This window comes from Amycolatopsis sp. NPDC051372 (assembly GCF_040682095.1).
Classification (GTDB): Bacteria; Actinomycetota; Actinomycetes; order Mycobacteriales; family Pseudonocardiaceae; genus Amycolatopsis.
Genome location: NZ_JBFBAF010000011.1, coordinates 129,943 through 153,984, shown reverse-complemented (window position 1 = coordinate 153,984; position 24,042 = coordinate 129,943). Strand labels below are relative to the sequence as shown.

The window sequence follows — 24,042 nt, the reverse complement described above, 5'->3', positions numbered from 1 at the left end:
CTGGCCGGTCACCGCTGTACGCATCCGGCATTCGGGTGCCGCCCGGCGAGGCGATTGGCGCACCCCGGCGCGGGCCGCGACACTGGGCCGGTGCAGAGCCCGACCGCCTCCGGATCACCGACCCCCGCCGTTTCGCCCGAGCTGGCCGAGCTGGCCGCCGCCTACGGCGTGGCGACCCACTACGAGAACTCCGACCGCGTGGAAGTCCGGGTCGAGGCCGAGGTGGTCGTCGCCGTCCTCGCACAGTTCGACGTGGACGCCTCGAGCGCGGAGTCGATCCGCCGCGCACTGGAGCGCGTCCGAGCGGCCCGGGCGTCGGCCGACCTGCCGCCCACGATCGTCGTGCGCGCCGGTGCCACGCGCGAGCTGGGCCGCGAGGTCACCGTCGAGCTGGAGGACGGCACGACTCGCGACGTCGGCACCACGCTGCCGGCCGACCTGCCGCTGGGCTGGCACCACGTCGTCGCCGGCGAGCGCCGGGTGCCGCTGGCCGTGGTCCCGGCGAAGCTGCCCGAGGTGCCCGCCGCATGGGGCTGGATGCTGCAGCTCTACGCCCTGCACTCGGCCGGGTCGTGGGGGATGGGCGACTTCGGCGACCTCCGGACCACGGCCACGCGCTCGGCCGCCGAGCTCGGCGCGGGTGTGCTGCTGGTCAACCCGGTGCAGGCGTTCAGCCCCGCGCACCCCGTGGAGCGCTCGCCTTACTCGCCGTCGAGCAGGCGCTTCGCGAACCCCGTGTACCTGCGGGTCACCGACACCGAGGCGTTCGCCAAGGCCGACGAGGCCACGCGCACGAAGGTGCTGGCCCTGGCCCCGGACGCGGTTCCGGACCTGATCGACTACGACGCCGTGTGGGACGCCAAGCGCACCGCGCTCGAGCTGCTGCGCCCGCACCACCCGCGGCCCGTCGAGCTCCACGGCGATCTGCGCGACTTCGCGACGTTCGGCGCGCTGGCCGAGGTCCACGGCGCCGACTGGCGCGAGTGGCCCGAGGCGCTGCGCGACCCGGCGAGCCCCGAGGTGGCCGCGGCCCGCGAGAAGCTGGCCGACCGCGTCGAGTTCCACGGCTGGCTCCAGCAGCTGTGTCACGAGCAGCTCGACGAGGTCCGTCTCGCGGCGCGTGAGGCCGGGATGACGGTGGGTGTCGTGCACGACCTGCCCGTCGGCGTGCACCCCGGCGGCGCCGACACGTGGGCGCTGCGCGACGTGTTCGCGGCCCGCGTGCGCGTGGGCGCGCCGCCCGACGCGTTCAACCAGCAGGGCCAGGACTGGAATCTCCCGCCGTGGCGGCCCGACCGCCTCGCCGAGGCCGGGTACGCGCCGTTCCGAGACGTCATCCGCGGCGTGTTGCAGCACGCCGACGGCATCCGCGTGGACCACATCGCGGGCCTGTGGCGTCTGTGGTGGATCCCGCCGGGCGAGCCCGCCGGCCGCGGCACCTACGTGCACTACGACGCCGAGGCGATGCTCGGCGTCCTCGCGCTGGAGGCCCACCGTGCCGGCGCCGTGGTGGTCGGCGAGGACCTCGGCACGGTCGAGGAGACCGTCACCGAGACCATGCACGAACGCGGCGTGCTCAGCTCCGCCGTGCTGTGGTTCCAGCGCGACTGGGACGCACCGGGCAAACCGTTCGTCCGCCCCGCGGACTGGGACCCGCACGCGATGGCGAGCATCTCGACCCACGACCTGCCCACCGTGTCCGGCTGGCTCGAAGCGGAGCACGTGCGCGTCCGGGCCGAGCTGGGCCTGCTCGACCGGCCCGTGGAGCAGGAGTACACGGAGGCGGCGGCCGAACGCGGCGCGCTGCTCGACCTCGTTGCGCGCGAAGGCATCCCCGCCGACGACCCGGTGGTGGCCCTGCACACGCTCCTGGCCTCGGCGGCGTCACGCCTGGTGCTCACCTCGCCCGCCGACGTGATCGGCGAACGGCGCCAGCCCAACCTGCCCGGAACGGTCGACCAGTACCCTAACTGGCGGATCCCGCTCCCCGTCAGTGTCGACGGGTTCTTCGCCGACGCGCGGGTGCGTGCGGCGGTCGCCCCGCTCAAGGCCGCCCGCCCGCTCCCGTAACCGCCCGGGCCGGCCTTCGTGGTTCGAGACCCGCCCGCGCGGGTAAGTCAGTCTTCCCCGAGAAACCCGACAAACCGATGTCCCCCAAGGAGAGTCCCGTGCGTCCCTGGCCCGGAAGGCCCTACCCGCTCGGCGCCACCTACGATGGGGTGGGCACGAACTTCGCCCTGTTCTCCGAAGTCGCCGAGTACGTGGAGCTCTGCCTGTTCGACGAGGACGGCACGGAAACGTGTTCGCGCCTGGAGGAGGTCGACGGGTTCGTCCACCACGGCTACCTGCTCGGCATCGGTCCCGGTCAGCGCTACGGCTTCCGCGTGCACGGCCCGTACGACCCTGACCGCGGCCTGCGCTGCAACCCGAACAAGGTCCTGATCGACCCGTACGCCAAGGCGCTTTCGCGTGGCGTCGACTGGTCGGAGGCGCTGTTCGGGTACGAGTTCGAAAACCCGGAGACGCGCAACGACCAGGACTCGGCCGGGCACGTGCCGTACTCGCTGGTGGTGAGCCCGTTCTTCGACTGGGCCAACGACCGCGCGCCGCGCACGCCCTACCACGAGACCGTGATCTACGAAGCGCACGTGCGCGGCATGACGATGACGCACCCGTTCGTGCCCGACCGCCTGCGCGGCACGTATGCCGGTCTCGCGCACCCCGCCGTGATCGAGCACCTGAAGAAGCTCGGCGTCACGGCGGTGGAGCTCATGCCGGTGCACCAGTTCGTGACCGACCACGGCCTGGACCAGAAGGGCCTGCGCAACTACTGGGGCTACAACACCATCGGCTTCTTCGCGCCCCACGACGCCTACGCGGCGATGCCGGGGCAGGGCGGGCAGGTGCAGGAGTTCAAGGGCATGGTCCGCGCCCTGCACGAAGCCAACATCGAGGTGATCCTCGACGTCGTCTACAACCACACCGCCGAGGGCAACCACCTCGGCCCGACGCTGTCCATGCGCGGCATCGACAACGAGGCCTACTACCGGCTGGTCGAGGACGAGCCGAAGTACTACATGGACTACACGGGCACGGGCAACTCGCTCAACGTCCGCAACCCCCACACGTTGCAGCTGATCATGGACTCGCTGCGCTACTGGGTCACCGAGATGCACGTGGACGGGTTCCGCTTCGACCTCGCCTCGGCGCTGGCGCGCGAGTTCTACGACGTCGACCGCCTGTCCACGTTCTTCGAGCTCGTGCAGCAGGACCCGATCGTGAGCCAGGTCAAGCTCATCGCCGAGCCATGGGACGTCGGCCCCGGTGGCTACCAGGTGGGTAACTTCCCGCCGCTGTGGACGGAGTGGAACGGGCAGTACCGCGACACCGTGCGCGACTTCTGGCGCGGCGAACCTTCGACGCTGGGGGAGTTCGCCTCCCGCATCACAGGCTCGTCGGACCTCTATCAGGACGACGGCCGACGGCCGTTCGCGTCGATCAACTTCGTCACCGCCCACGACGGCTTCACGCTCGAGGACTTGGTGTCCTACAACGAGAAGCACAACGAAGCCAACGGCGAGGACAACCGCGACGGCGCCGACGACAACCGGTCGTGGAACTGCGGCGTGGAGGGCCCGACCGAGGACGAGGAGGTCCTCGCGCTGCGCGCCCGCCAGCGCCGCAACCTGCTCGCCACCGTGCTGCTGTCCCAGGGCGTGCCGATGCTGCTGCACGGCGACGAGCTCGGCCGCACGCAGCAGGGCAACAACAACGCCTACTGCCAGGACTCCGAACTGTCCTGGATGGACTGGGCGCTCGCCAAGGAGAACGCCGACCTCGTCGACTTCACCGCGGCGCTCACCGCGTTCCGCAAGCGCCACCCGGTGTTCCGGCGTCGCCGGTTCTTCCAGGGCAAGCCGGTGCGCAAGGGCGAGGAGCTCGGCGACATCGCGTGGTTCACCCCGGCCGGAGAGGAGATGACCGAGCAGAACTGGGACGACGGCTTCGGCAAGTCCGTGGTCATCTTCCTCAACGGCGAGGGCATCTCCGACCTCGACCCGCGCGGCATGGCGGTGGTCGACGAGTCGTTCCTGCTCGCGTTCAACGCGCACTACGAGGACATCGCGATGACTTTGCCCGCCAACGGGTACGGCACCGAGTGGACGGTCGTCGTCGACACGGCCACCGGTCAGGTCGGACAGTCCGATGTGGACCCGGTGCCGGGCGGTGGCAAGCACACGCTCGCCGCGCGGTCGCTCGTGGTGCTGCAGCGCACCGGCCGGGAGGAGCAGGAGTGAACCCGCCGTCCTCGACGTACCGGGTTCAGCTGCGCCCGGAGTTCACCTTCACCGACGCCGCCGGGATCGTCGACTACCTGCGCTCGCTCGGTGCGGGTGCGCTCTACACCTCGCCGGTGCTCGACGCGACCACCGGCTCCGCGCACGGCTACGACGTGGTCGACCCGACCCGCGCGCGGCCGGAACTGGGCGGCGAGGAAGCCCGTCAGGTGCTCGTGGCGCGGCTGAAGTCCGCCGGGCTCACGCTCGTGGTCGACATCGTGCCGAATCACATGTCCGTCGAGGTCCCGAAGCTCAACCGCTGGTGGTGGGACGTGCTCCGCCACGGGCAGGCGTCGGAATACGCGGGGTTCTTCGACATCGACTGGAGCCGCGGCAAGGTGCTGCTGCCCGTGCTCGGCGAGGACGCGGCCGTCGCCGAGCTGACCGTGGACCGCTCTGGTGACGACGACGAACTGGTCTACTACGACCACCGCTTCCCGATCGCGCCCGGCACCGGCGAGGGCACGCCGCAGGAGGTGCACGCGCGCCAGCACTACGAGCTCGTCGGCTGGCGCCGCGGCAACGCCGAACTGAACTACCGCCGCTTCTTCGACATCACGAACCTCGCGGCTGTCACGGTCGAGAAGGCCGAGGTGTTCGCCGAAACGCACGGCGAGGTGCTGCGCTGGGTGGCCGACGGCGACGTCGCCGGCCTGCGCGTGGACCACCCGGACGGCCTGGCCGACCCGGGCGGCTACCTGCGCCGGCTGCGCGCGGGCGCGCCCGACGCGTGGCTGGTCGTGGAGAAGATCTTGCACCCGGGCGAGGCGCTGCCGCAGAGCTGGCCGGTCGACGGCACCACCGGCTACGACGCGCTCAACGAGATCACCGGCGTGTTCGTGGACCCGGCCGCGAAGCCCGTGTTCACCCGGCTCGTGGGTGAGCTGGGCGGACGCACCGACTACCTCGCCGTGGAACAGCAAGCGCGGCGCCTGGTCACCGACCGGATCCTCGTGGCCGAGGTGCACCGCATCGCGGGCCTGGTCGAGGGTGTCGAGCCGGACGCCGCGCGCGCCGCCGTGGCCGAGGTGATGATCGCCTTCGGTGTCTACCGCTCGTACCTGCCGGAGGGCGCCGCCGAGTGGACGGGCGCCGTCGAGCGCGCGCGGTCGCGCCGGCCCGACCTGGGCGAGGCCCTGACCGCGCTGGACACACAGGTCCGCGCGGAACCCGGCGGCGAGCTGGCGACGCGCGTCCAGCAGACGTCCGGCATGGTCGTGGCCAAGGGCACCGAGGACACGACCTTCTACCGCTTCACCCGTTTCGCCGCGCTCAACGAGGTCGGCGGCGACCCCGACCGCTTCGGGCGCGGAGTGGCCGAGTTCCACGAGCTGGCCGCGGGCCGTGCCGCTGGACGTCCGGCGAGCATGACCACGCTGACCACGCACGACACCAAGCGCTCCGAGGACACGCGGGCGCGGCAGGCGGCGTTGTCGGAGCTGGCCGAGGAGTTCGGCGACGCCGTGCGCCGCTGGACGAAGCGCCGCGGCATCGACGAGCCGGCGCTGAACCTGCTGGCGTGGCAGACGCTCGTGGGCGCGTGGCCCATCGCGCCCGAGCGCCTGCGCGACTACCTCGACAAGGCGGCGAAGGAGTCGAAGCTCCGCACCACCTGGACCGACCACGACGAGGTGTTCGAGCAGGCCGTCGCGGCGTGGCCCGAGCAGGTGCTGGGCGATGCCGAGCTGAGGGCGGAGGTCGAGGAGTTCGTCGGGAAGCTGCGCGGTCCGGGCTGGGTGACCTCGCTGGGCCAGAAACTGGTGCAGCTGGCCGGGCCGGGCGTGCCGGATGTCTACCAGGGCACCGAGCTGTGGGACTTCTCGCTCGTGGACCCGGACAACCGGCGCGAGGTCGACTACGGCGCGCGCCGCGAGATCCTCGAGCGCGTGCTGGCCGGCGAGCAGCCGGAGGTCGACGAAACCGGTGCCGCCAAGCTGCTGCTGGTCCACCGGACGCTGACGCTGCGGCGCGAACGGCCTGAGCTGTTCACCGGCTACCGCCCGCTGAAGGCCGAGGGCGCGGCCGCCGAGCACCTGCTGGCGTTCCAGCGCGGGGAGGACCTGGCGGTGGCCGTGACGCGGCTGCCCGTCGCGCTCGAGAAGACCGGCGGCTGGCGCGACACCGTGCTGCCGCTGACGGATGGCTTCTGGACCGACGTGCTCACCGGCCGTGCGGTCGGCGACGCGCCCCTGGCCGCGGCGCTGTTCGACAAGTACCCGGTGGCTCTTCTGGTGCGAGGGGATTCCTGAATGTTCACCGTATGGGCGCCCGCCGCGGACCGCGTGCGGGTGCGCGTCGACGGCACTGACCACGAGATGCGCCCGACCGCCGGCGGCTCGTGGCAGGCCGACGTCACCGGTACCGACTACGCCTTCCTTCTCGGCGACGACGACAAGCCGCTGCCGGACCCGCGTTCGCTGCGCCAGCCGGCCGGCGTCCACGAGGCTTCGCGCGCCTACGACCACGCCGAGTTCGAGTGGACCGACGGCGCGTGGACCGGCCGTCCGCTGCCCGGCGGCGTCGTCTACGAGCTGCACTTGGGCACCTTCACCGAGGGCGGCACGTTCGATTCGGCGATCGAGCGGCTCGGCCACCTCGTGGACCTCGGCATCACGCACGTCGAGCTGCTGCCGGTGAACTCGTTCGACGGCACGGCCGGCTGGGGCTACGACGGCGTGCTGTGGGGCGCGGTGCACGAGCCCTACGGCGGACCGGACGGCCTCAAGCGGTTCGTCGACGCGTGCCACTCCCGCGGCCTCGCCGTGGTGCTGGACGTCGTCTACAACCACCTCGGCCCCTCGGGCGCCTACCTCGATCGCTTCGGCCCGTACTTCGCCGGCCACACCGACTGGGGCGCGGGCCTCAACCTCGACGGCCCGGGTTCCGACGAGGTGCGCCGGTACGTGCTCGACAACGCGCTGGGCTGGCTACGCGACTTCCACGTGGACGCGCTGCGGCTCGACGCCGTCCACGCGCTGGTGGACAAGCGCGCCACACACCTGCTGGAGGAGCTGTCCACCGAGGTCGGCGAGCTGTCCGCGGCCGTGCGCCGCCCGCTCACCCTGATCGCCGAGTCGGACCAGAACGACCCGCGGCTCGTGACCCCGCGTGAGGGCGGCGGCTACGGGGTGCACGCGCAGTGGTCCGACGACCTGCACCACACGCTGCACGTCCGCATCACCGGCGAGACTTCCGGTTACTACGCGGACTTCGCCGCGCCCGGCGCGCTCGCGAAAACGTTGCGCGAGGTGTTCTTCCACGCCGGCACCTGGTCGTCGTTCCGTGAACGCACCCACGGCCGCCCGGTGGACACGCGGAAGGTACCGGGTCACCGGTTCCTCGCGTACCTGCAGAACCACGACCAGATCGGCAACCGCGCCACCGGCGACCGGCTCTCGGCCACCGCCGCGCCGGGCCGGATCGCGGCCGCGGCCGCGGTGGTGTTCTGCTCGCCGTACACGCCGATGGTGTTCATGGGCGAGGAGTGGGCGGCGAGCACGCCGTGGCAGTTCTTTGCTTCCTTCCCCGACCCGGAGCTTGCCGAGGCTGTGCGCACGGGCCGGCGGCGTGAGTTCGGCCGCCACGGCTGGGGCGAGGCCGACGTGCCGGACCCGATGGACCCGGCGACCGTCGCGCGCTCGCGGCTCGACTGGTCCGAGCCGGAGCAGCCGGCGCACCAGGAGATGCTGCGGACCTACCGCACGCTGATCCGGCTGCGCCGCGAACGGCCCGAGTTGGCGAACCCGAGCCTCGACGGATTCGTCTTGCGGGCGGCTCCGGACGACTCGTGGCTCGTGCTGCACCGCGGCGCGCTGAGACTCGCCTGCAACTTCGGCGAAACCACGGCGACCGTCCCACTGGGCGGGACGCCGGGGGAGGTCCTGGCGTCCTGGGACACGCCGGAGTTCGACCATGCCGGTGAATCCGTGCGGCTTCCTCCCGCGTCTTTCGTGCTGGTGGCCACCTCCTGACCGGCGTTTACCAATCCGGCCAAAAGTAGGCCGACCCCTACTCGACACGTAACCGTACCTGCGAAGCCATTCGGCCGTGACTGTGGTCGGATTGGTAACGATCGGCACAGTTCGCGGGAAATCCGGCACTTTTCCCGAAAAGTTCAGCCGGGTAGCCGGACCCGCGGGACCGGCCGGTTTGGGAGGATCTCCCCATGGCAACACGACCCGCTTCCGACACCCAGGTCCTGGCCGGCCGCCCCTTTCCGCTCGGCGCTCACCCGGAAGCCGGAGGGGTGCGGTTCGCCGTCACCTCGGCGGTGGCCGACGCCGTGGAGGTCTGCCTCCTCGGCGACGACGGCACCGAGCGCCGGATCGAGCTCACCGAGCGGACGTTCGGCGTCTGGCACGGGCTGGTCCCGGGCGTGACGCCGGGGCAGCGCTACGGCTACCGCGTGCACGGCCCGTACGACCCGGGACGAGGGCTGCGCTGCAACCCGGCGAAGCTGCTCGTGGACCCGTACGCGCACCGGATCAGCGGCCGCCTGACCGACCTGGCGGCCGCGCAGGGGTTCGTGGGCGACCCGGACCGCGGTCAGGCGTCCACTGTGGACTCACTAGGCAGCGTGCCGCTGTCAGTGGTCACTTCGCCCGGCGGGCCGGACACGGGCGTGAAGCCCGAAGTGCCGTTCGAGGAGTCGGTGATCTACGAGTTGCACGTGAAGGGGTTCACCGAGCTGCACCCGTTCATCCCGGAAGCGCTGCGCGGCACCTACCTGGGCCTCGCGCACCCGGTGGCGATCGAGCACCTCACCCGGCTCGGCGTGACCACAGTGGAGCTGCTGCCCGTGCACGCGTTCGCCGACGAACCGTCGCTGGTGCGCGCGGGCCGGCACAACTACTGGGGCTACTCGCCGCTGGGCTACTTCGCGCCGCACCCGGGATACGCGAGCGAACCCGGCCGCGAGATCGAGGAGTTCCGGACGATGGTGGCCGCGCTGCACGCGGCCAACATCGAGGTGATCGTCGACGTCGTCTTCAACCACACCTGCGAGGGCGGCCCCGACGGGCCCACGCTGTTCCTGCGCGGGCTCGACGCGCCGACGTACTACCTGCACACCAAACGCGGGCAGATGGCCGACATCACCGGCTGCGGCAACACCCTCGACTCGGGCTCGCCGACCGTGGTCCGGCTCGTCACCGACTCGCTGCGGTACTGGACGCAGGAGCTCGGCGTCGACGGCTTCCGGTTCGACCTCGCGAGCACGCTGGGCCGCCCGCGCGGCGGCATGTTCGACCGCGACTCCACCATGCTCACGGCCATCACCACCGACCCGGTCCTGTCGCGGTGCAAGCTCATCGCCGAACCCTGGGACGCGACGGGGGAGGGCTACCGCGTCGGCGACTTCGGTGCGCAGTGGGCCGAGTGGAACGGCCGCTACCGCGACACCCTGCGCGACTTCTGGCGGGGGGTCACGGGTGTGCGCGACCTCGCGTACCGGCTCTCGGGTTCGTCGGACCTCTACGACCACAACCTGCGCCGGCCGTGGCAGTCGGTCAACTTCGTGACCGCCCACGACGGCTTCACGTTGCGGGATCTGGTGTCCTACAACGAAAAGCACAACGAGGACAACGGCGAGGACAACCGCGACGGCACCACCGACAACCGCTCGTGGAACCACGGTGTGGAGGGCGAGACCGCCGACCAGGCGATCGTCGCTCTGCGCACCCGCCAGGCGCGCAACCTCTTCGCCACGCTGCTTCTGTCCACCGGCACGCCGATGTTCGTCGCGGGCGACGAGATGTGGCGGACCCAGGGTGGCAACAACAACGCCTACTGCCTCGACGACGAGACGTCGTGGGTCGACTGGACGCCCTCGGCCGCGTCGGAGCCGATGCTCGCCTTCGCCCGGCGCGTGGTGCGCCTGCGCGCAAGCAGCCCCGCGCTGCGCCAGCCGGAGTTCTTCGAAGGCCGCACCACGCCCACCGGCAAACCGGACCTCATCTGGTTCCGGCCCGACGGCGAGGAGTTCGACGAGATCGACTGGTTCGACGAGAGCCGCCGCACGCTGTGCATGTGGATCGACGGGTCCAATTCCCAGGCCCGCAACCGCGAGGGCGAGCTCGTCACCGACCACTCGTGGCTGCTGATCCTGCACGCCGGCGAGGACGACGTGGAGGTGGTGCTGCCCGGACCCGAGTACGGTGCCACCTACAAACCCACGCTCGACACGGGCACGGCCGACGGCAGCCCCGCGTACGTCGGGGTGCTGGAACCGAAGACCCGCATCGTCGTGGCGGCCCGGTCGTTGCAGCTGCTCCGAGCGCCACGGGACTTCGTGTCGGGCCCTCAGCCGCTTTAGCGCGGGGAGCCGGCGGTCCCCGAGGTGCATCGATCAAGAGGTTTCGCAGAAATCGGTCAAGAGATCACTCTCACCTCGGAACGCCGGAATCCCCCTCGTCATCCGGATCGTTGGATGTTGAAATCCAGCGTGGCTATCCCCGAGGAGAAGTGCATGAGCGACGACGGCACCGGATCCGAGCCCGGTCTGCGTATCGGACTGGTCGCGGAGTCGACGAAAACCGAGACCCGTGTCGCGCTGACGCCGGACACCGTGCGCAAGGCCATCGGCCTGGGTTACCGCGTGGTGGTGGAGTCCGGGGCCGGCGTGCGATCGGGGTTCGACGACGAGGCCTACCTGTCCGCGGGCGCCGAGGTGTCGGCCGATCCGGTGTGGGACGCGGACGTGGTCGTCACCGTCAACGCGCCCGACCCGGGCGAAATCGAGAGCTTGCGCCCGGGCACGACGCTGGTGTCGATGCTGGCCCCGGCGCTCGAGCCGGATCGGCTGGCGGCGCTGGCCGAGCGCGGGGTCACGGCGTTGGCGATGGACGCGGTTCCGCGCATTTCGCGGGCGCAGTCGCTGGACGTGCTGAGCTCGATGGCGAACATCGCCGGCTACCGCGCGGTGATCGAGGCCGCGCATGTGTTCGGCCGGTTTTTCACGGGCCAGGTCACCGCGGCCGGGAAGGTGCCGCCGGCGAAGGTGCTCGTGGCGGGGGCCGGGGTGGCCGGGCTCGCGGCGATCGCCGCGGCCAACAGCCTGGGTGCGGTGGTGCGGGCGACCGACCCGCGGCCGGAGGTGGCCGACCAGGTCCGGTCGCTCGGTGGCGAGTACCTGGCGGTCGAGGTCGAGCAGGAGGCCAGTACCGACGGGTATGCGAAGGCGACGTCGGAGGCCTACGACAAGCGGGCGGCGGAGATCTACTCCGAGCAGGCCGCGGACGTGGACATCGTCATCACGACCGCGCTCATCCCGGGCCGGCCGGCGCCGAAGCTGCTCACGGCCGAGCAGGTGGCGTCGATGAAGCCGGGCAGCGTCGTGGTCGACATGGCCGCGGCGCAGGGCGGCAACGTCGCCGGCACCGAGGCCGGGGAGGTCGTGACGACCGACAACGGGGTCACGCTGATCGGTTACACCGATCTGCCGGGCCGGTTGCCCGCGCAGGCCTCGCAGCTCTACGGCACGAATGTGGTGAACCTGCTGAAGCTGCTGACGCCGGAGAAGGACGGCAGGCTCGCCCTCGACTTCGAGGACGTCGTGCAGCGCGGGCTGACGGTGGTTCGTGACGGTGAGGTGTTGTGGCCGCCGCCGAAGGTGTCGGTGAGCGCGGCCCCGCCGCCCGCACCCGCCCCGCAGGCTGCGGCACAGCCGGAGAAGCCCAAGTCGCCGTGGGCCCGGGCGGTGGTCGCGGTGATCGGCGCGGTGGTCCTGTTCCTGGCGTCGGCGTTCGCGCCGCCGGAGCTGGCGGGGCATCTGACGGTGTTCGTGCTCGCCATCGTGATCGGTTTCTACGTGATCGGCAACGTGCATCACGCGTTGCACACGCCGTTGATGTCGGTGACCAATGCGATCTCGGGGATCATCGTCGTCGGCGCGATCCTGCAGATCGCCGGCGGCGGGATCGCCACCACCATCCTGGCCGGAGCCGCCGTGCTGCTGGCCGCCATCAACATCGTCGGTGGGTTCATGGTGACCCGCCGGATGCTGTCGATGTTCTCGAGGAGCTGAGTGACCAGTGCACGCTGAAACGTGGAAGTCGGCGGCGTACCTGATCGCCGCCCTGTTGTTCGTGGCCAGCCTCGCGGGGCTGGCCAAGCACGAGACCTCGCGCCGCGGGGTCTGGTTCGGGATCGCCGGCATGGCGATCGCGCTGGTCGCGACCGCGGTCACCGCGCTGGGCCTGGCCTCGGGCCTCGGCATCACGCTGCTGCTGATCGCGCTCGTGATCGGCGCGGCGATCGGGGTGTGGCGGGCGCGCGTGGTCGAGATGACCGGCATGCCCGAGCTGATCGCGCTGATGCACAGCTTCGTCGGCCTGGCCGCGGTGCTGGTGGGCTGGAACGGGTTCCTCGAGGTCGAGGGGAACGACGCGCAGACGGAGCTGGTGGGGTCGCTGCTGGGCATCCACCACGCCGAGGTCGTGATCGGCGTGTTCATCGGCGCCGTGACTTTCACCGGCTCGATCATCGCGTTCCTCAAGCTGTCGGCGCGGATCCCGTCCAAGCCGCTGCAGCTGCCGGGCAAGAACGTGCTCAACCTCGGCGCGCTGGTCGCGTTCGCGGTGCTCACGGTGTTCTTCGTGCTCACCCCCGCGACCTGGCTGCTCGTGGTGGTCACGGTGCTCGCGCTGGCGCTCGGCGTCCACCTGGTCGCCTCGATCGGCGGCGGTGACATGCCGGTGGTCGTGTCGATGCTCAACAGCTACTCGGGCTGGGCCGCGGCCGCGTCGGGCTTCTTGCTGGGCAACGACTTGCTGATCATCACCGGCGCGCTCGTCGGCTCCTCCGGTGCTTACCTGTCCTACGTGATGTGCAAGGCGATGAACCGCTCGTTCATCTCCGTCATCGCGGGTGGCTTCGGCGCGCCGGCGACCAGCGGCCCGGCGGAGGTCACCGGCGAGCACCGCGAGATCGACGCCGCCGGGGTGGCCGAGCTGCTCTCGAACGCGAGCTCGGTGGTCATCACGCCGGGTTACGGCATGGCGGTCGCGCAGGCGCAGTCGCCGGTGGCCGAGCTGACGCGACGGCTGCGCGAGCAGGGCGTGAACGTGCGGTTCGGGGTGCACCCCGTCGCCGGCCGGCTGCCCGGGCACATGAACGTGCTGCTTGCCGAGGCGAAGGTGCCCTACGACATCGTCCTGGAGATGGACGAGATCAACGACGACCTGGCCGACACCGACGTCGTGCTCGTGATCGGGGCCAACGACACGGTGAACCCGTCGGCGGCGGAGGATCCGGGCAGCCCGATCGCCGGCATGCCGGTGCTGCGGGTCTGGGAGGCCGGCAACGTCGTGGTGTTCAAGCGGTCCATGGCGCCGGGCTACGCGGGGGTGCAGAACCCGTTGTTCTTCCGCGACAACAGCCAGATGCTCTTCGGCGACGCCAAGCAACGGGTGCAGGACATCCTCGCCGCGCTTCCGGCCCGCGTCGGGTAGCACCCCGAGCAGTCCCGCCCGACACCTGTGCCGCCGGCTCCCGGAGCCGGCGGCACAGTCGTGTTCGGAGCCCATTGTGGACAGTCGGGCGCGAACCACCGCGCGGCGACTCACGCCTGATTGTGAACGGCGCTCGACTTCCGTGTTACGGGGAAACCGCCAAAACCATGCGCGGGTGATTGTTCCGGCGTTCGAGTTGCGAACACACCGAACGTGTGGGAACGGCGAAAACTTCGTCCGCCGGAGCCGTTTCGCCCGACCGGGTGGCGGGTACAACCGTAAAAGGCCCCGCTGTCAAGGGCTTTGAGGGAATCAGGCACACTGACCGTGCTCGCGTTCGCGGGGGATCAGCGGAGTCAAAAGAGGGGCGTTGCCATGACCGGCCGGCTCGGTATCGACGACGTCAGCCCCACGGTCAGCTGCGGCCGCTACCCGGCCAAAGCCGTTGTGGGGGAACACTTTCCGGTGTCCGCGACGGTGTGGCGCGAAGGCCACGACGCCGTGTCGGCCACCGTCGCGTGGCGCGGTCCCGGCGACCGCGTGTCGCGGCAGACGCGGATGGCCGAGCGAGGCAAGGGATTGGACCTCTTCGCCGCGGTGATCGTGCCTGACACCGAGGGCCTGTGGACCTACCGCGTCGACGCGTGGAGCGACCCGTGGGCCACGTGGGAACACGCGGTGGAGGTCAAGATCGCGGCGGGACAGGGGCCCGAGGACCTCGCCAACGACCTCGAGAACGGGGCGCGCCTGCTCGAGCGCGTGTCCCGCCGGCCCGAGCGCCGGGCCGAGCGCGCATTGCTTGCCGGCGCGGCCACCGATCTGCGCGACGCCGGCCGCGACCTCGCCGAGCGCGTGGGCGCCGCGCTTTCGCCCGAAGTGCGCCACTTGATGCACGAATTCCCTGTGCGGGAACTGATCACCAAGGGCAAACCGCTGAAGCTGTGGGTCGACCGCAAGCGTGCGGCCTTCGGTTCCTGGTACGAGGTCTTCCCGCGTTCCACGGGCGGGGTCGACGAGCGCGGCAACGCCGTCCACGGCACGTTCGCCACCGCCGCGCGTTCACTCGACCGGGTCGCGGACATGGGCTTCGACGTGGTGTACCTGCCGCCGATCCACCCGATCGGGCGAGTGAACCGCAAGGGCCCCAACAACACGCTCGTCGCCACGCCCGAGGACGTCGGCTCGCCGTGGGCCATCGGCGCCGACGAGGGCGGGCACGACGCGATCCACCCGGACCTCGGCACGTTCGAGGACTTCGACGCCTTCGTCGCCCGCGCCGAAGAGCTCGGCATGGAGGTGGCGCTCGACCTCGCGCTGCAGGCCGCGCCCGATCACCCGTGGGTGCTAAAGCACCCGGAGTTCTTCACCACCCGCCCGGACGGCACGATCGCCTACGCCGAGAACCCGCCGAAGAAGTACCAGGACATCTACCCGGTCAACTTCGACAACGACCCGCGCGGCGTCTACGACGAGGTGCTCCGCGTCGTGCTCCACTGGGTGTCGCACGGGGTGCGCATCTTCCGGGTCGACAACCCGCACACCAAGCCGCCGGACTTCTGGGCGTGGCTGATCCAGTCGGTCAAGGACGCGCACCCGGACGTGCTGTTCCTGGCCGAGGCGTTCACGCGCCCGGCGCGGCTGTGGGGCCTGGCGAAGCTCGGCTTCACCCAGAGCTACACCTACTTCACCTGGCGTACGAGCAAGGAGGAGCTGACCGAGTTCGGGACCGATCTGGTCGAACACTGGAACGAGGGCCGCCCCAACCTTTTCGTGAACACCCCGGACATCCTCCACGAGTCGCTGCAGCACGGCGGGCCGGGAATGTTCGCGTTGCGGGCGGCGCTGGCCGCCACGCTGTCGCCGACGTGGGGTGTGTACTCCGGGTACGAGCTCTACGAGCACCAGCCGGTGCGCGAGGGCAGCGAGGAGTACCTCGATTCGGAGAAGTACCAATTACGTCCGCGCGACTTCGAGCGGGCGCTGGCCGAAGGCCGCTCGCTGGAGCCGTGGATCACGAAGCTCAACACCATCCGCAAGACCCATCCGGCGTTGCAGGGTATGCGGACCCTGCGGTTCCACCACGTCGACAACGGCGCGCTGCTCGCCTACTCCAAACAGGACCCGGCGACCGGCGACACCGTCGTCACGGTGGTGAACCTCGATCCGCACGGTGCGCAGGAAGGCACCCTGTGGCTCGACCTGGAGTCGCTCGGCTTCGACTGGCACGAGCGGCTCATCGCCCACGACGAGGTCACCGGGGAGACCTGGGACTGGGGCCAGGCCAACTTCGTCCGGCTCGAACCGTGGCGTGCGGTCGCGCACGTGGTCGCGGTCCGACGCCGGCTCGCGGCATAGCTGTGTTTCCGGTTCCCCATCCGACCACAGTCACGGCGGGAACAGTCGCCACACGCAGTAACGTGCGACGGGGTTCCCGCCTCCTTTTGGTCGGATGGGGAATGAGGCCCCTTCACGAAATTTCCAGCCACCCTGCACGCACGGCACGCGGCAGGGACGATCGAACGTACCGCCGGAACGCGGGACGAGGTGGAGTTTGATGGACGACGAGAGCCGGCCCGACGCAGCTCTGGGCCTGGACGGTGTTCCGCACACGGGTGAGGCGATAACCGCCGAGGGCCTGCTCGTGGAACCGCAGGCCGACGAGTTCGCACACGCCGAAGCGGCGCCGCGCGACCCGCACTGGTTCAAGGGCGCCGTGTTCTACGAGGTGCTCGTGCGCGCCTTCACCGACTCGAACGGGGACGGCACGGGCGACCTGCGCGGCCTCGCGAGCCGGCTGGACTACCTGGAGTGGCTCGGCGTCGACTGCCTGTGGCTGCCGCCGTTCTACGCTTCGCCGCTGCGCGACGGCGGTTACGACATCAGCGACTTCCGCTCGGTGCTGCCGGAGTTCGGCACCGTCGAGGACTTCGTGTACCTGCTCGGCGAAGCGCACAAGCGCGGCATCCGGGTCATCACCGACCTGGTGCTGAACCACACCTCCGACGCGCACCCGTGGTTCCAGCAGTCGCGTTCGGACCCGGACGGCCCGTACGGCGACTACTACGTGTGGAGCGACGACGACTCGCGCTACGCCGACGCGCGCATCATCTTCGTCGACACCGAGACGTCGAACTGGACCTACGACCCGGTGCGCGGCCAGTTCTACTGGCACCGCTTCTTCAGCCACCAGCCGGACCTCAACTACGAGAACCCGGCCGTGCAGGAAGCGATGATCGACGTGCTGCGGTTCTGGCTCGACCTCGGCATCGACGGGTTCCGGCTCGACGCCGTGCCGTACCTGTTCGAGCAGGAGGGCACCAACTGCGAGAACCTGCCGCGTACGCACGAGTTCCTCAAGCACTGCCGCAAGGTCGTCGACGACGAGTTCCCCGGCCGGATCCTGCTGGCCGAGGCGAACCAGTGGCCCTCGGACGTGGTCGAGTACTTCGGCGACCAGGCGGTCGGTGGCGACGAGTGCCACATGGCGTTCCACTTCCCGCTGATGCCGCGCATCTTCATGGCCGTGCGGCGCGAGTCGCGGTTCCCGATCTCGGAGATCCTGCTGCAGACCCCGCAGATCCCGAGTGGCACGCAGTGGGGCATCTTCCTGCGCAACCACGACGAGCTCACGCTCGAGATGGTGTCGGACGAAGAGCGCGACTACATGTACTCCGAGTACGCCAAGGACCCGCGGATGAAGGCCAACATCGGCATCCGCAGGCGCCTGGCGCCGCTGCTGGACAACGACCGCAACCAGCAGGAGCTGTTCACGGCGATGCTGCTGTCGCTGCCGGGCTCGCCCGTTCTGTACTACGGTGACGAGATCGGCATGGGAGACAACATCTGGCTCGGCGACCGCGACGCGGTCCGCACGCCGATGCAGTGGACACCGGACCGCAACGCGGGCTTCTCCTCGTGCGACCCCGGCCGCATCTACCTGCCGGTGATCATGGACCCGGTCTACGGCCACCAGGCCGTCAACGTCGAGGCTCAGTCGAACAACGCGTCCTCGCTGCTGAACTGGACACGGCGGATGATCGAGGTGCGCAAGCAGCACCACGCGTTCGCCGAGGGCGACTTCGTGGACCTCGGCGGGTCCAACCCGAGCGTGCTGGCGTACAAGCGCGAGTGGCGTCGTCCCGACGGGTGCATGGACGTGGTGCTGTGTGTGAACAACCTGTCGCGGTTCCCGCAGCCGGTGGAGCTCGACCTGTCCGGTCACCGCGGGTCCGTGCCGGTGGAGCTCACCGGCGGGGTGCGATTCCCGGAGGTCGGTGAACTGCCGTACCTGCTCACGCTGCCCGGTCACGGGTTCTACTGGTTCCAGCTCCTCGAGCGGGAAGCCGAAGGCGAAATGAGGTGAGTGCCTTGAACGACCACGGGCACCTGGTGGAGCAGCTCGTCGCCGAGCTGCCGGTCTGGCTTCCGGCGCAGCGGTGGTTCGCGGGCAAGGACCGGCCGATCACGGCCGTCCGCGCGCTCGCGTCCACCGAGCTGGTCGAAGGCGACCCGCAGCTGTTGCACGTGGTCGTCGAGGTGGTGCAGGGCGAGCGGTCCGAGCCCTACCAGCTGCTGGTAGGGCGCCGTTCGCACCCGCCGGAGATTTCGTCGTCGGCGTGGATCGGCGCCGACGGCGGCCTCAACTTCTACGAGGCGAGCGGCGACGCGGACCTGACCGCGGTGCTGCTCGACCACGTGGTGGCCGGCGACCGCGTCGGCCCGCTGGTGTTCGAGCACGAGCCCGGCGCGCAGCTGACCGGCGGGCTGCGCGCGCGGCCCATCACCTCCGAGCAGAGCAACACCTCGCTGGTGTACGGCGGCCAGTACATCCTCAAGCTGTTCCGCAAGCTCAGCCCCGGGACGAACAAGGACCTGCTGCTGCACCGCGCGCTGCAGAAGGCGGGCTGCGAGCACATCGCCGAGGTCGTCGGCTCGATCACCGGCGAGCTCGCCGGGGAGCCGGCGACGATCGCGATGCTGCAGGTGTTCCTGCCCGACGCCGTCGACGGCTGGGCCATGGCCACCACGAGCGTGCGCGACCTGATGGCCGAGCCGGAGCTGCACCCGGACGAGGTCGGCGGCGACTTCGCCGGCGAAGCCGAACGCCTCGGCGCGGCGGTGGCGCACGTGCACACCGACCTCGCTGCGGCGCTGGGCGCGCACCTGGTGGACGAGTCCGAGCTCGCCCGCACGGTGGCGGGCATGACCGAGCGGCTCGACCGCGTCGCCCGCGACGTCCCGCAGCTGGCCGAGCACGCGCCCGCGCTGCACAAGGTGTACGCCGCGCTGCATGAGCTGCCGCCGGGCCGGCCGGAGATCTCGATGCAGTACATCCACGGCGACCTGCACTTGGGCCAGGTGCTGCGCACGGTCGGCGGCTGGCTGCTGCTCGACTTCGAGGGTGAGCCGGCCGCGCCGTTGGAGGAGCGCCACGCGCTGCGCTCGCCGCTGCGTGACGTCGCGGGCATGCTGCGCTCGTTCGACTACGCGGCCAGGCAGCTGTTGGTCGGACAGCCGGAAGACCCGGCCACGACGGAGCGCGCGCTCGAGTGGGCGCTCCGCAACCGCACGGCTTTTTGCGACGGGTACGCCGGGGCCGCCGGCCCGATCGGCGACCCGCGCGAGCACGGAGAGCTGCTTCGTGCGTTCGAACTCGACAAAGCGGTGTACGAAGTGGCCTACGAGCACGCAAACCGGCCCGACTGGCTGGCCGTGCCCATGGCGGCGATCGCCCGCATCGCCCACGGAGGTGTGTGAAGACGTGAACGCGGTTTCCCGGGATCTGCCCGCGGCGGCTCCGTCCCCGCAGGACATCGACCGGCTGCTGGCCGGCTCGCACCACGACCCGCACTCGGTGCTCGGCGTGCACGCCCAAGGCACGGTGGGCATCGGCAGCACGAGCCCCGGCACCGTCGTGGCGCGCGCCTTGATACCGGGGGCGAAGTCGGTCTCCGTGCTGGCGGGGGACCGTCGGTTCCCGCTGGAGCGCGTGGCCGACGCGTTGTTCGCGGCTCCGCTGCCCGAGCACCCGGGCGACTACCGCCTCGAGGTCGACTACGACGGGCACACCGTGGTCACCGACGACCCGTACCGCTGGCTGCCCACCGTCGGCGAGCTCGACCTGCACCTCATCGGCGAGGGCCGGCACGAACGGCTGTGGGACGTCCTCGGCGCTCACGTGCGCGATTACGACACGCCCCACGGCGCGACCGAGGGCGTGTCGTTCGCGGTGTGGGCGCCGACCGCGCGCGGCGTGCGGGTGATCGGCGACTTCAACGGCTGGGAGGGCCGCGGGCACGCGATGCGCTCGCTCGGCTCGTCGGGCGTGTGGGAGCTGTTCGTGCCCGACGTGCCGGTCGGCTCCTGCTACAAGTTCCGGATCCTCGGCGCCGACGGGCACTGGCACGAGAAGGCCGATCCGATGGCGTTCGCGACCGAGGTGCCGCCCGCGACCGCGTCGAAGGTCACGAAGTCGGCCTACACCTGGGCCGACGACGAGTGGACCGCACGACGCGAGGCGACGAACTGGGCCGACGCCCCGATGAGCGTCTACGAGGTCCACCTCGGCTCGTGGCGGCCCGGGCTGGACTACCGCGAGCTGGCCGACCAGCTCGCCGACTACGTGAGCGACACCGGCTTCACCCACGTCGAGTTCCTGCCCGTGGCGGAGCACCCCTTCGGCGGTTCGTGGGGCTACCAGGTCACCTCGTACTACGCGCCGACCTCGCGGTTCGGCTCGCCCGACGACTTCCGCTACCTCGTGGACCACCTGCACCAGCGGGGGATCGGCGTGCTCGTGGACTGGGTGCCCGCGCACTTCCCGCGCGACATCTGGGCGCTCGCGCGCTTCGACGGCAGCCCGCTCTACGAGCACGAGGACCCGCGCCGCGGCGAGCAGCCCGACTGGGGCACGCTCGTGTTCAACTTCGGCCGCAACGAGGTGCGCAACTTCCTCGTGGCCAACGCGCTGTACTGGCTCGAGGAGTTCCACCTCGACGGCCTGCGCGTGGACGCCGTCGCGTCGATGCTCTACCTCGACTACTCGCGCAAGGACGGCGAGTGGCTGCCCAACGAGTACGGCGGCCGCGAAAACCTCGACGCCGTGCGGTTCCTGCAGGAGCTGAACGCGACCGTCTACAGGCGACACCCGGGTGTGGTGATGGTGGCCGAGGAGTCCACGGCGTGGCCGGGCGTCACGCGGCCGACGCACCTCGGCGGGCTCGGCTTCGGCTTCAAGTGGAACATGGGCTGGATGCACGACACGCTGCGCTACCTCGGCCACGAGCCGATCCACCGCGCGTACCACCACAACGAGATGACGTTCTCACTCGTGTACGCGTGGAGCGAGAACTTCGTGCTGCCGCTCTCGCACGACGAAGTGGTGCACGGCAAGGGTTCCCTGTGGGAGCGCATGCCGGGCGACGACTGGAACAAGGCGGCGGGCCTGCGTTCGCTGCTGGCCTTCATGTGGGCCCACCCGGGCAAGCAGCTGCTGTTCATGGGCGGCGAGTTCGGGCAGCCGCGGGAGTGGTCGGAGTCGCGCGCGCTCGACTGGCACCTCCTGGAGGCGCCGCTGCACCGCGGGGTGCAGGACCTGCTGCGCCGGCTCAACGACATCTACCGGTCCACGGCCGCGCTCTTCAGCGGTGACGTGCACCCGGAGGGCTTCCAGTGGATCGACGCCAACGACTCGGCCGGCAACGTGCTCAGCTTCCTGCGCGTCGGCTCGGACGGTTCGAGGCTGGCGTGCATCGCGAACTTCGCGGGCGTGCCGCACCACGACTACCGCGTGGGCCTGCCCGCCGCCGGACGCTGGACCGAGCTGCTGAACACCGACGCCGAGGTCTACGGCGGGTCCGGGGTCGGCAACCTGGGTGCGGTCGAGGCGGTCGCCAAGCCTTGGCACGGGCTGTCGGCATCGGCCGTGCTGCAGCTGCCGCCGAACGGTGTCCTGTGGCTGCTGGAGGAGGCCACGGTTACCGCCGAGTGAGGTTGTCGGAAAATTCCTCACGTTGACTCTTGTCGGTGAATGCCGCCGCGGGTTAGCTTTGTTGTGATCCACAACAAACCCGGGGTGGCGCCGCCAGGCCGCCCCTCGAGTGACGAGGGATGACGACGATGAAGTCTCTGAAGACGTCTGCCCGGTGGCGGCTGCTGGCGATCCCGGCGGCTCTGGCGATGGCGGCCGGCCTGACCCTCGCGGTCGCGCCGGCCGGCAGCGCGGCGCCCGCCGCCAGTTTCACCGACGACTTCGACGGGCCCGCGGGCAGCCCGGCCGACGGCTCGAAGTGGAACTACGAGACCGGCGACAACGTGAACAACCACGAGCGCGAGTGGTACACCTCCGGTGCGGCCAACGCGGCGCTCGACGGTCAGGGCCACCTGGTGATCACGGCGAAAAAGGAGAGCTCGGGCAACAACTGCTGGTACGGCCCGTGCGAGTACACCTCGGCGCGGCTCAACACCTCCGGCAAGTTCTCCACGGGCTCCGGCCACGTCGAGGTCCGCATGAAGCTTCCGCGCGGGCAGGGCATGTGGCCCGCCTTCTGGATGCTCGGCGGCGGCAACTGGCCGACGGACGGCGAGATCGACGTCATGGAGAACATCGGCAAGGAGCCGAACACCGTGCACGGCACGATCCACGGCCCGGGCTACTCCGGCGCCAACGGCATCGGCGCGGCCTACAACGGGCCGAACTTCTCCGACGACTTCCACACCTACGCGGTGGACTGGTCCACGAACAAGATCGTGTGGTCGGTGGACGGCAACGCCTACGAGACGCGCACGCCGGCCGACCTGAACGGCAACAAGTGGGTCTACGACCACCCGTTCTTCCTCATCCTCAACCTCGCCGTGGGCGGCGACTGGCCCGGTGACCCGGACGGTGGCACGCAGTTCCCGCAGCAGCTCGTGGTCGACTACGTGCACGTGAGCTGAGCGTCCGCTTCGGACGTTTCACGCCACCGGACGCCTCCGCGAATTCGGGCCGCGGCGGTGGGCGGAGATCGGGCGGGCGCGGATCTCCGCGGCTTCGCCCGGCTCGACTTGCGGCGAGCCGGGCGAAGCTCCGGAAACCGGCTGGCCCGGGGTGATCAGACCTGGCCCGGGCCGGGGTTTCCCGTTGCGGCGGCGGGAAAACCCCGGCCCGGGCCGGAACCACGTCCCCGGTTTTGTCCACTGTCGGCCTAGAGCCAGCCGCGAGCTTTCGCGTTCATGCCGGCCTGGAAGCGGGTCGTGGCGTTGAGCTCGGTCATCAGCCGTTGCACGCGCCGCTGCGTCGTGCGGGGGCTCCAGCCGAGGGCGCGGCCGATGCCGGCGTCGGTCTGACCGGCGGCGAGCAAGGTGAGCAGGGTCGTCGTTTCGGGATCGCGGTCCGGGGCCGGGTCGGTGAAGGTCTCGGCCATCGGCACGGCGCGGTCCCACTCCGCTTCGAACAGCGTGACGAGCGCGTCGAGCAGGGCCGAGGCGTGGATGATGTAGGCCGCGTCCACTACGTGCGGTGACGAGCTGATCGGGATCACCGCGACCTCCTCGTCGGCCATCACCATCTTGATCGGCAGCTGCGGGCGCACGCGCGAGCGTTCGCCGTGGGTGCCGCTGACGAGGATGTCGTTCTGCAGCCGGCCGGGGAAGGCGATCGCTTCGCGGTCGTAGATCACGCGGAAGACGATGCCGGCCTTGAGCCGCTGCCGTTCCAGGTCGAGGTTCTCCCCGGGCACGCTGACATACGGCGGCCGGTCGAACCCGCGGATCTGCGTGCGGGCCTCGTCCTGCAGCCGTCGCACGCGGACGTCGATGTTCTCCGCGCCGGTCACGACCTCGACGAGCTCGGCGGGGTGGGTGAACCGGCTGGCTTCGCGGTGCACGGCCATGAGGTCCTCGATCGCCGCGCGGGCGCTACGCAGCTCGGCCGCGCGTTCGGCCGCGAGCGCACCCAGTGCGATATCGGGGGCAGCGGCGAGGTAGCGCGGGGGGCGCCCGGGCACCCGGCTGGCCATGCCGCTCGCGGTGAGCCGCGAGAGCGCCCGCGCCACCTGCTGGGCGGAAAGTCCGCATTGTTCCACCAGGTCCACGGCCCGCGTGCGCGGATGGCCGAGCAGCGCCGTGTAGACACGCGCGTCGGTGGCCGGAACGCCGAGCGCGTCGAGGTCTCGCAGCTGCTGGCGGGAACCCGCCACCTGGCGACTATTGGTCATGGTGGCTATCTTGCGCCACCGCTGCCACGGCTGGGAAATTGATCCGATCACTGGCCA

At 70.6% G+C, this 24,042-nt stretch carries 12 protein-coding genes and 1 pseudogene; 12 read left to right on the top strand and 1 reads right to left on the bottom strand.

Annotated features, from left to right (window positions below; all coding sequences use genetic code 11):
• The first annotated feature begins 90 nt into the window (after window positions 1-90).
• The 12 genes and pseudogenes from malQ to AB0M56_RS18745 form a co-directional block, all read left to right on the top strand.
• Complete coding sequence (malQ, locus tag AB0M56_RS18800) at window positions 91-2,070, top strand: 4-alpha-glucanotransferase (RefSeq protein WP_364177466.1); 1,980 nt, start codon at window positions 91-93, stop codon at window positions 2,068-2,070.
• Between the two features lie 98 nt (window positions 2,071-2,168).
• Entirely contained in the window at window positions 2,169-4,298 is a 2,130-nt protein-coding gene (gene glgX / locus AB0M56_RS18795) for a glycogen debranching protein GlgX (protein ID WP_364177463.1), read from the top strand.
• A complete protein-coding gene (gene treY / locus AB0M56_RS18790) occupies window positions 4,295-6,589 on the top strand; it encodes a malto-oligosyltrehalose synthase (protein ID WP_364177460.1) in 2,295 nt (764 codons plus the stop codon). Before glgX (AB0M56_RS18795) ends, treY begins: the two co-directional genes overlap by 4 nt.
• Window positions 6,590-8,311, top strand: coding sequence for a malto-oligosyltrehalose trehalohydrolase (gene treZ, locus AB0M56_RS18785; protein WP_364177457.1), 1,722 nt, complete (start codon window positions 6,590-6,592; stop codon window positions 8,309-8,311). It abuts the gene before it with no gap.
• A gap of 194 nt (window positions 8,312-8,505) precedes the next feature.
• Window positions 8,506-10,653: a glycogen debranching protein GlgX gene (glgX, locus tag AB0M56_RS18780; protein WP_364177454.1), complete on the top strand. Its 2,148-nt coding sequence runs from the start codon at window positions 8,506-8,508 to the stop codon at window positions 10,651-10,653.
• A gap of 153 nt (window positions 10,654-10,806) precedes the next feature.
• The gene (locus AB0M56_RS18775) at window positions 10,807-12,363 is read left to right on the top strand and encodes a Re/Si-specific NAD(P)(+) transhydrogenase subunit alpha (protein WP_364177451.1); all 1,557 of its coding nucleotides are present in this window, start codon (window positions 10,807-10,809) and stop codon (window positions 12,361-12,363) included.
• Between the two features lie 7 nt (window positions 12,364-12,370).
• Window positions 12,371-13,789 carry a Re/Si-specific NAD(P)(+) transhydrogenase subunit beta gene (gene pntB, locus AB0M56_RS18770; protein WP_364177448.1) on the top strand — a complete coding sequence of 473 codons (1,419 nt, stop codon included), beginning with the start codon at window positions 12,371-12,373 and terminating at the stop codon, window positions 13,787-13,789.
• Window positions 13,790-14,164: 375 nt separating this feature from the next.
• Window positions 14,165-16,144: a maltotransferase domain-containing protein gene (locus AB0M56_RS18765; RefSeq protein WP_364177445.1), complete on the top strand. Its 1,980-nt coding sequence runs from the start codon at window positions 14,165-14,167 to the stop codon at window positions 16,142-16,144.
• 199 nt (window positions 16,145-16,343) lie between these two features.
• Window positions 16,344-18,152 (top strand): maltose alpha-D-glucosyltransferase, encoded by a 1,809-nt coding sequence (gene treS / locus AB0M56_RS18760; protein ID WP_364177442.1) that lies wholly within the window; start codon window positions 16,344-16,346, stop codon window positions 18,150-18,152.
• Between the two features lie 5 nt (window positions 18,153-18,157).
• Window positions 18,158-19,546, top strand: a complete 1,389-nt coding sequence (locus AB0M56_RS18755) for an aminoglycoside phosphotransferase (RefSeq protein ID WP_364177439.1) — start codon at window positions 18,158-18,160, stop codon at window positions 19,544-19,546.
• Between the two features lie 4 nt (window positions 19,547-19,550).
• Entirely contained in the window at window positions 19,551-21,779 is a 2,229-nt protein-coding gene (glgB, locus tag AB0M56_RS18750; protein ID WP_364177436.1) for a 1,4-alpha-glucan branching protein GlgB, read from the top strand.
• Window positions 21,780-21,916: 137 nt separating this feature from the next.
• Window positions 21,917-22,723: pseudogene (locus AB0M56_RS18745) on the top strand (glycoside hydrolase family 16 protein); the annotation flags it as partial.
• A 251-nt stretch (window positions 22,724-22,974) separates the two neighbouring features.
• Here AB0M56_RS18745 and AB0M56_RS18740 read toward each other — a convergent pair.
• Entirely contained in the window at window positions 22,975-23,985 is a 1,011-nt protein-coding gene (locus AB0M56_RS18740; protein WP_364177434.1) for a helix-turn-helix domain-containing protein, read from the bottom strand.
• Window positions 23,986-24,042 lie beyond the last annotated feature (57 nt).